At 49.0% G+C, this 7,897-nt stretch carries 8 protein-coding genes and 2 tRNA genes; 6 read left to right on the top strand and 4 right to left on the bottom strand.

Translation table 11 applies throughout. The features are described from left to right. Positions 1–58 precede the first annotated feature (58 nt). Positions 59–135, top strand: a tRNA-Asp gene (locus ACKI5T_RS20010). Positions 136–288: 153 nt separating this feature from the next. Here the strand turns inward: ACKI5T_RS20010 and yafC are convergent. Further along, a complete protein-coding gene (gene yafC / locus ACKI5T_RS20005; protein WP_407439697.1) occupies positions 289–1,191 on the bottom strand; it encodes a DNA-binding transcriptional regulator YafC in 903 nt (300 codons plus the stop codon). Between the two features lie 309 nt (positions 1,192–1,500). Between yafC and ACKI5T_RS20000 the strand changes: the two genes are divergently transcribed. Continuing rightward, a complete protein-coding gene (locus ACKI5T_RS20000) occupies positions 1,501–2,301 on the top strand; it encodes an endonuclease/exonuclease/phosphatase family protein (RefSeq protein ID WP_012016150.1) in 801 nt (266 codons plus the stop codon). Positions 2,302–2,375: 74 nt separating this feature from the next. Beyond that, positions 2,376–3,146 (top strand): class I SAM-dependent methyltransferase, encoded by a 771-nt coding sequence (locus ACKI5T_RS19995; RefSeq protein WP_407439695.1) that lies wholly within the window; start codon positions 2,376–2,378, stop codon positions 3,144–3,146. Between the two features lie 50 nt (positions 3,147–3,196). Here the strand turns inward: ACKI5T_RS19995 and mltD are convergent, their stop codons facing one another. Both mltD and gloB read right to left on the bottom strand, forming a co-directional pair. Then, entirely contained in the window at positions 3,197–4,564 is a 1,368-nt protein-coding gene (gene mltD, locus ACKI5T_RS19990) for a murein transglycosylase D (protein WP_012016152.1), read from the bottom strand. A gap of 71 nt (positions 4,565–4,635) precedes the next feature. Continuing rightward, positions 4,636–5,391, bottom strand: coding sequence for a hydroxyacylglutathione hydrolase (gloB, locus tag ACKI5T_RS19985; protein ID WP_407439693.1), 756 nt, complete (start codon positions 5,389–5,391; stop codon positions 4,636–4,638). Positions 5,392–5,423: 32 nt separating this feature from the next. Here gloB and ACKI5T_RS19980 point away from each other — a divergent pair, with 32 nt between their 5' ends. Beyond that, on the top strand, positions 5,424–6,140 hold the full coding sequence (locus tag ACKI5T_RS19980) for a class I SAM-dependent methyltransferase (protein WP_186755227.1): 717 nt from the start codon (positions 5,424–5,426) through the stop codon (positions 6,138–6,140). Here the strand turns inward: ACKI5T_RS19980 and rnhA are convergent, their stop codons facing one another. Beyond that, positions 6,141–6,719, bottom strand: coding sequence for a ribonuclease HI (rnhA, locus tag ACKI5T_RS19975; protein WP_190275364.1), 579 nt, complete (start codon positions 6,717–6,719; stop codon positions 6,141–6,143). On the opposite strand from rnhA, the gene dnaQ reads away from it, so the two are divergent. Continuing rightward, complete coding sequence (dnaQ, locus tag ACKI5T_RS19970; RefSeq protein WP_407439691.1) at positions 6,673–7,401, top strand: DNA polymerase III subunit epsilon; 729 nt, start codon at positions 6,673–6,675, stop codon at positions 7,399–7,401. The two genes, rnhA and dnaQ, sit on opposite strands and share 47 nt — an antisense overlap. A gap of 129 nt (positions 7,402–7,530) precedes the next feature. Continuing rightward, positions 7,531–7,607, top strand: a tRNA-Asp gene (locus ACKI5T_RS19965). Positions 7,608–7,897: the final 290 nt, after the last annotated feature.

Below are 7,897 nucleotides of genomic sequence, written 5' to 3'. Positions count from 1 at the left end.
GGCATCAAATTAAGTAGTAAGCCGGTGCATAAATCCGGTGGTTACAGCAGTCTTCGGTGGAGCGGTAGTTCAGTCGGTTAGAATACCTGCCTGTCACGCAGGGGGTCGCGGGTTCGAGTCCCGTCCGTTCCGCCACTTATTTGAAGCCCTGAGCTAACGCTCAGGGCTTTTTTGTTGCCTGCCGTTTGAGTGTTTTATCATTAAAATCTCGGTTGTGAATCTCAGTAAACAAGATTACCCGGCATGTTCAATGCCGAGTGGGGTATTTATGAAGTAGCCTCACATCTCTTATCTTTCCAGCGGAATTTGTTTTACGTGCTCACTCAGAAAGTCGATAAAGGCGCGAATACGAGTACTTACCGCTCGGTCACTGTAATATACCGCACTGAATGGCATCTCAACCGGTAGACGTTTGTCTGCCAATATCTCAACGAGATCTCCCTTCTCTAACTCTTTGTTAATCATAAAGTCTGATAAACAGGCAATACCGTTGCCGCTAAGGCAAAGCTGTTTTAACGTCTCTCCGCTATTAGAGGACAACCCGCTGATAATCTCATGTGGTTGTCCGTCGCTACCGGCGATAGGCCAGGTATTCAGCGATACAGGCTCAGTAAAGCCAAGGCATAGATGACGTTTAAGATCGTCTACATTAGTGGGATTCCCGTAACGGGCAATATAGCTGGGTGAGGCAATCATTTTTCGGTAGCTAGTAAAGAGAGGCCGTGCGCGCAGGCTTGAGTCAATCAGCGTACCAGCACGAATCGCTACATCTACTTTACGTTCAATCAGGTTGATAAAAGTCTCGGACGAAACAAGCGACAGCGACACTTCCGGGTAACGCTCACGGAAAGGTTTTACTAGCGGCAGCAAAAAGTGCAAGACGACAGGCGTAGCAGCATCGATTCGCAGTAGACCTCGAGGTGTGCTCCTGGTTTCGATAATTTCTGTTTCTGCGGCGGCCATCTCCTGCAAGATAGATTGAACGCGACGAAAATATCGCTCACCTTCTTCCGTAAGGCTCAGTTGTCGCGTGGTGCGATTTAATAAACTCACCCCAAGTTTCATTTCAAGCTTTTTTACCGAACGACTAATGGCTGAATTAGCCTGACCCAGCTGCACCGCCGCCCGACTGAAACTCCCGCTTTCTACCACCGCCACAAAGATAACCAGCTCTTCTGACGTTGCTTTCATTATTGCACCATCCGCAAAATTCTATTGAGGTTATGACTATTTTTGATAGTAATACACTCACGTCCGCTTCATGTCATCATGATCCGTAAATTTCACAGCGCACCTCCATAATGAGTCTCCTGAAAATGGAGACCCGTTCGAAAATTAAGTAGTAAATGTCCCGGATTGATGAGCTTTAGTAAGCGCTTGCTTACAAAATCAGAAACAGGTTTATGAGTAATTGCGTTGAAAGTGTGAGCTAAAGTCCCTATAACATTAGAACCCGCCAGTATTTCGGCTGGGTCCATGTAATAGAGGTCGTTTCTAAAAGTGCGAAAAAATACCTATGCTATGCGCTATATCGCCGGACAACCCGCGGAGAGAATTTTGCCTCCGGGATCCTTTGCGAGCATTGGTCAGGCATTGCCCGCCGGTGCGCCGTTAAGCAGCGATGAAAAAATCCGCGTACTGGTATGGAACATTTTCAAGCAACAGCGTGCTGAATGGTTATCCGTCCTGAAGAATTTCGGCAAAGATGCGCATCTGGTCTTATTACAAGAGGCGCAGACCACACCTGAGTTAGTCCGTTTTGCGACGACCAACTATCTGGCCGCCGATCAGGTTCCCGCATTTGTCTTGCCTCAGCATCCGTCAGGCGTCATGACTCTCTCGGCTGCACATCCTGTCTATTGTTGTCCATTGCGTGAACGTGAGCCCATTTTACGCCTGGCTAAATCGGCGTTGGTCACGGTCTATCCTTTGCCGGATACCCGTTTACTAATGGTCGTGAATATTCATGCTGTGAATTTCAGTCTGGGCGTGGATGTTTACAGTAAACAGTTACTTCCGATTGGCGATCAGATAGCACACCACAGTGGACCGATTATTATGGCGGGCGATTTCAATGCCTGGAGTCGACCGCGAATGAATGCCCTTTATCGCTTTGCGCGTGAAATGTCTCTGCGTGAAGTTCGCTTTACCGATGACCAGCGCCGTAAAGCGTTTGGTCGTCCGCTTGATTTTGTGTTCTATCGGGGCCTGAACGTGCACGAAGCTTCCGTGCTGGTCACGCGTGCCTCCGATCATAATCCTCTACTCGTTGAATTCAGTCCCGGCAAACCTGATAAGTAATGGTGAGTCAGGTCTGCCGTCGGGCAGGCCTACGGAGGTGCTGCCCTTTATTTTTCAATCAAAAGGACAGTACGATGACAACACAATCCCATCATGACAACGTAGAAAAACAGTTTGGCTCACAGGCGAAGGCCTATCTGACCAGTGCGGTACATGCATCTGGCAACGATTTGGTGCGTCTTGGCGAGCGACTGGCCGCATTTCCCCGGGCTCATGTTCTCGATTTAGGTTGCGGGGCAGGACACGCGAGCTTTGTTGCGGCGCAGCACGTTGCAAAAGTGACAGCATATGACTTATCCAGCCAAATGCTTGAGGTGGTTAGACACGCGGCAAAAGACAAAGGGCTGAGTAACATAGCGACCCAGCAGGGGTATGCCGAATCGCTGCCTTTTACCGATGAGTCATTTGATATTATCATCAGCCGCTATTCTGCCCACCACTGGCACGATGTCGGCCTGGCATTACGCGAAATCAAACGCGTGCTGAAGCCCGGCGGTATTTTTATCATCATGGATATTATGTCCCCGGGACACCCAGTACGTGACGTTTGGCTCCAGACTGTTGAAGCCTTGCGTGACACCTCGCATGTGCGCAACTATTCCAGCGGCGAGTGGTTTTCAATGATGACAGACGCGGGATTAATTTCACGATCGTTGGTGACTGACCGCTTGCCCCTTGAGTTCACCTCCTGGATTGCGCGTATGCGCACACCTGAGGCGTTACGCCAGGCGATTAGGTTGTATCAGGAAAGTGCTTCTGCGGACGTGAGAGCGTACTTTGAGCTTCAGGAGGACGGTTCATTCACCAGCGATACGATCCTGGCCGAGGCATATAAAGCAGGATAAACAAAAAAGGCACCGGGGGAATCGGTGCCTTTTCATTAAGGATTGAGCTATCAGGAGTCTGGCGTTGCGCTATTTTTCACAAACAGCGTCAACTGATCGCCAGGTTGCAGATTTCCGGTATCATCGTTCCAGCGCATCACATCTTTGATGTTCACGCCGTGAGTCTTCGCGATACTGGACAGCGAATCGCCTTTGCGTACGCGATAAGTAATGCTATCGCTGTTGCGGGCAAGACGCTGTGCACTGCTACCTGCACCAACCGTCAGATTCTGACCCACTTTCAGAGAAGAACCGCGCAGATTATTCCACTGCTGCAGATCTTTTGTGTTCACGCCAAGACGTGAAGCGATGCCTGAAAGTGTATCGCCAGATCTCACCTTGTAGCTACGACTCGTCACAGAGGAAACGTCAGCGATCAGCGTAGACTGAACGGCAGCAATTTCACCTGAGGCTAAAGACTCGCGTAACTGCTCTGCATGCTTCTGCGGAACAAGAACGTACTGCGGCCCATTTGCGCCCAGTGTGGAGCCTTTAATGCCTGCATTAAAGGTCTTAAGCTTCTTAACCGGAATTCCCGTCATATCAGCAACCTGTTTCATATCAACTGGGCTGCTGAGGCTAACTCTGGCCAACGCACGACTTTCATCGGATGTAGGCAGTTGTACGCCATAACGTTTACTGTTTTTGAGTATATCGCTCAAAGCCAGCATTTTCGGTACGTAAAGCTTGGTTTCCTGAGGCAGTGAGAGAGACCAAAAATCGGTAGGTTTACCACGCGATTTGTTCGCTTTCATTGCTTTCAGTACACGACCTTCACCGCTGTTATACGCTGCGACTGTGAGTAACCAGTCACCGTCAAACATCTTATTCAGACGTTGCATCATGTCGAGAGCGGCAGTCGTTGAAGCGACGACATCACGACGCGCATCGTAGCTGCGGGTCTGTTTCAATCCATAATTGCGCCCAGTGCTCGGAATGATCTGCCAAATGCCTGCGGCATTGGCGCCAGACGTCGCGTGCGGGTCAAAAGCGCTCTCCACTATGGGTAGTAGTACCAGTTCCATAGGCATGTTACGTTTCTTAACTTGCCCTGCTATCCAGTACATATACGGCTCTGCCCGTAAAGTTACATCGTGGAGATAGCTCTTATTTCTCAAATACTTCTGTTTCTGATCGCGAATCCGGTTGTTTTCCGGAATTCCCATCTTCAGCTCGTCGCTAATAGAGGCCCACAAGTCCTGATCCTGCGCAAATGATGTCCCATCGTCCATCCATCGCGCCTGACTTGTAAACTTCCCTGCTTCCCCTTGACCAGCTGCAGAAAGGCTCTGTGCGTGCTGCTGAACGTTACCAGTATTCTGAGAAGACTGGCACCCAGCGAGCAGGACAGAGGCGAGTAATATCGCTTTTGCCTTCATGTGTGTGTCAATAGTTGCTTAAAAGACGAGCGATAATAACGGCGAAATTTTGAAAAGGCAACCCGCAATTGTTAGAAGTTATCTTTCTTTGACCGTAACCATGCAAAACGTTGTTCAGGTTGTTGCAATTTTGTTTCTAGCTTAATTTTATTAATTAAATCAATATCATCAGTTCTTAAAAATAAATTTATTTCCCGCTCATTTTTGAGAATTACAGGCAGTGTACTTAGTTTTTTTGCCCGTAACTCCTTCACTTTGTGGTAATAATCCTGAATCGCACGATCCTCAGGAAGGATGCTCACAGCAAACTTCATATTTGCTAATGTATACTCATGAGCGCAACAAATGATGGTTTCTTCAGGCAGTGCGTTAATCTTTTGGAAAGACTGATACATTTGCTCAGGCGTCCCTTCAAAAAGCCGTCCGCAACCGCCAGAAAACATCGTGTCCCCACAAAAAAGATAAGGAGAACTGTAGAAACAAATGTGTCCTGAAGTGTGACCCGGTGTAGCAAATACAGAAAATTCCCACTCCTGTATGAGGACATTTTGCCCCTCTTCGACTACGCAGGTGGTTCCCTTATTTTGCGTCTCCTGCGGTCCATATACCTCAAGATGAGGGAATTTTGCGCACAGGGCAGGAACGCCGCCAACATGATCGTTATGATGATGAGTCAGTAAAATGGCCTCGGGCTGCCAGCCATTTTCTTCAATCGCTTTCAGCACTGGAGCCGCTTCACCAGGATCGACAATAACGCAGCGATCTTTATCGTCCGCTAAAACCCAGATGTAGTTGTCCTGAAATGCGGGAATACTGATAAGATTCATAAATTACCTCTTATAACCTAGCGAGTGTTTTGATGAAGCCGGCAAGGATACCTCAGATTGTCTCTGCACCAGAACATTGGGCACAATTGCCTAAGGGTGAATATTTTCGCGACGCGCTTGAGCGTCAGCTCAAACCCTGGCTCGCAAAAATGTACGGTTTTCACCTGCTCAAGATTGGTAATCTCAGCGCGGAAATCAATACTGAAAGCTGTGCTATCTCCCATCAGGTGAATGTTTCGCTCGCTGGTCAACCCATTCAGGTTAAGGCAGATCCGTTGCATTTACCCTTTGCTGAAAAATCCGTTGACGCCTGTCTGCTGGCAAATACGCTGCCGTGGTGTAGCGATCCGCATCGTCTTTTGCGAGAGGCCGACCGCGTGTTAATCGATGATGGATGGCTGATATTGAGCGGTTTTAACCCGATGAGCCTGATGGGACTGCGCAAACTGGTCCCCGTATTACGTCGAAAAGCGCCGTACAACAGCCGGATGTTTACGTTCACACGACAGCTTGACTGGCTCTCGTTGCTGAATTTTGAAGTCATGCATTACAGCGGTTTTCAGGTATTACCCTGGACGCAAGAGGGAGGGAAAATGCTAACCACGCACTTTCCGGCGCTGGGCTGCATGCAGCTTATTGTCGCGCGCAAGCGGACCATTCCCCTTACGCTGAATCCGATGAAACAGAGCAAAGCGAAATCCCAGATTCGTCAGGCCGTGGGCGCAACGCGACATTTTCGCAAACCGTAATCAGGAACCCGGCTGATAACCCACGTCTTCTTGAATGGGATTCATCGCGGCCGCGCGCGCAAGTTCGTCGCAGCGTTCGTTTTCCGGGTGTCCTGCGTGGCCTTTTACCCATTCCCATTTAATGGTGTGATGGCTCAACGCCGCATCCAGGCGCTTCCAGAGATCCACATTTTTGACCGGTTTCTTATCTGCGGTTTTCCATCCGCGCTTCTTCCAGTTATGAATCCACTGCGTAATCCCCTGGCGCACGTATTGGCTGTCGGTGCTGATGACCACATCGCAATCTTCTTTTAACGCTTCCAGCGCGACGATGGCCGCCATCAGCTCCATGCGATTATTGGTGGTCAGGTGATAACCTTCATTAAAGGTTTTTTCATGTCCGCGATAACGCAAAATAGCACCGTAGCCGCCAGGCCCCGGATTGCCGAGGCAAGATCCATCGGTGAAAATTTCTACCTGCTTAGTCATCTCTGGTAGACTTCCTGTATTTGAAACGATCAGTAAAACGACGAGTCTGACATAAATGACTGATATGAGCACTGCAATTACACGACAGATCGTTCTCGATACTGAAACCACCGGTATGAATCAGATTGGCGCGCACTACGAAGGGCACAAGATCATTGAGATCGGTGCCGTTGAGGTGATTAACCGTCGTCTGACGGGCAGAAATTTCCATGTTTATCTCAAGCCCGATCGTCTGGTGGATCCGGAAGCGTTTGGCGTTCACGGTATTGCCGATGAATTCTTGTTAGACAAACCCACGTTTGCGGACGTAGCGGATGAGTTTATCGAGTACATCTCTGGAGCAGAACTTGTCATCCATAACGCCTCGTTCGATATCGGCTTTATGGACTATGAATTCAGCAAGCTCAACCGTGACATCCCGAAAACAAACACCTTCTGCAAGGTGACCGACAGCCTGGCGCTGGCGAGAAAAATGTATCCGGGCAAACGTAACAGCCTTGATGCGCTCTGCTCGCGTTATGAAATTGACAACAGCAAACGAACGCTGCACGGCGCATTGCTCGATGCCCAGATTCTGGCTGACGTCTATCTGCTCATGACGGGCGGTCAGACGTCGATGGCTTTCAGCACTGAAAGCGATTCTCAGCAGCAGGCCAACGGCGGAATTCAACGCGTTGTGCGCCAAGACAGCCGACTACGCGTCATTTTAGCCAGTGAAGAAGAGCTGGCAGCGCATGAGTCGCGTCTCGATATCGTCCAGAAGAAAGGTGGGTGCTGCCTCTGGCGGGCATAAATCAGCTTTAAACCCTTTAAACCCTGCGCACGGGTGATTTTTGCAGCAACTGATTCAAATGTTGAGAAAAAGCGTTGACGGGATCGAAGGCAAACCGTAATATTCGCCTCGTTCCCAAGGGAACAATGCGGAGCGGTAGTTCAGTCGGTTAGAATACCTGCCTGTCACGCAGGGGGTCGCGGGTTCGAGTCCCGTCCGTTCCGCCACATTAGAAAGCCTGAATCAGAAATGATTCAGGCTTTCGTCATTTTCAGCCCTGTCACGTCTCTTATCCTTTCCTCAGTCTTGTTAACTAAAAGTTAATGTTAGTGGTGCAATTAATTAACAATTGTGCAATTTCAGTGCGCCTTTCGCACCTTTTTTGTGCAACTGTATGTGCCAACTCATTTGCAAACATGACTTTTTGTAACTGCATTGTAAAAAATAATCCTCCGATAATCATTAGCTTACTCATTGTTTTCCAGAAAGTTCCTGAACCAATCATTTATTGGTTCGT

This window comes from Lelliottia sp. (assembly GCF_045627565.1).
In the GTDB taxonomy this organism is placed as follows: Bacteria; Pseudomonadota; Gammaproteobacteria; order Enterobacterales; family Enterobacteriaceae; genus Enterobacter.
The sequence above is the reverse complement of the archived record's forward strand: the minus strand, read 5'-3'. Positions and strand labels throughout refer to the sequence as shown.

What these genes read in the sequence shown, in the direction of transcription:
- yafC (WP_407439697.1), bottom strand. Translation starts at nt 1,191, where the DNA reads ATGAAAGCAACGTCAGAAGAGCTGGTTATCTTTGTGGCGGTGGTAGAA.
- ACKI5T_RS19995 (WP_407439695.1), top strand. Translation starts at nt 2,376, where the DNA reads ATGACAACACAATCCCATCATGACAACGTAGAAAAACAGTTTGGCTCA.
- mltD (WP_012016152.1), bottom strand. Translation starts at nt 4,564, where the DNA reads ATGAAGGCAAAAGCGATATTACTCGCCTCTGTCCTGCTCGCTGGGTGC.
- gloB (WP_407439693.1), bottom strand. Translation starts at nt 5,391, where the DNA reads ATGAATCTTATCAGTATTCCCGCATTTCAGGACAACTACATCTGGGTT.
- ACKI5T_RS19980 (WP_186755227.1), top strand. Translation starts at nt 5,424, where the DNA reads ATGAAGCCGGCAAGGATACCTCAGATTGTCTCTGCACCAGAACATTGG.
- dnaQ (WP_407439691.1), top strand. Translation starts at nt 6,673, where the DNA reads ATGAGCACTGCAATTACACGACAGATCGTTCTCGATACTGAAACCACC.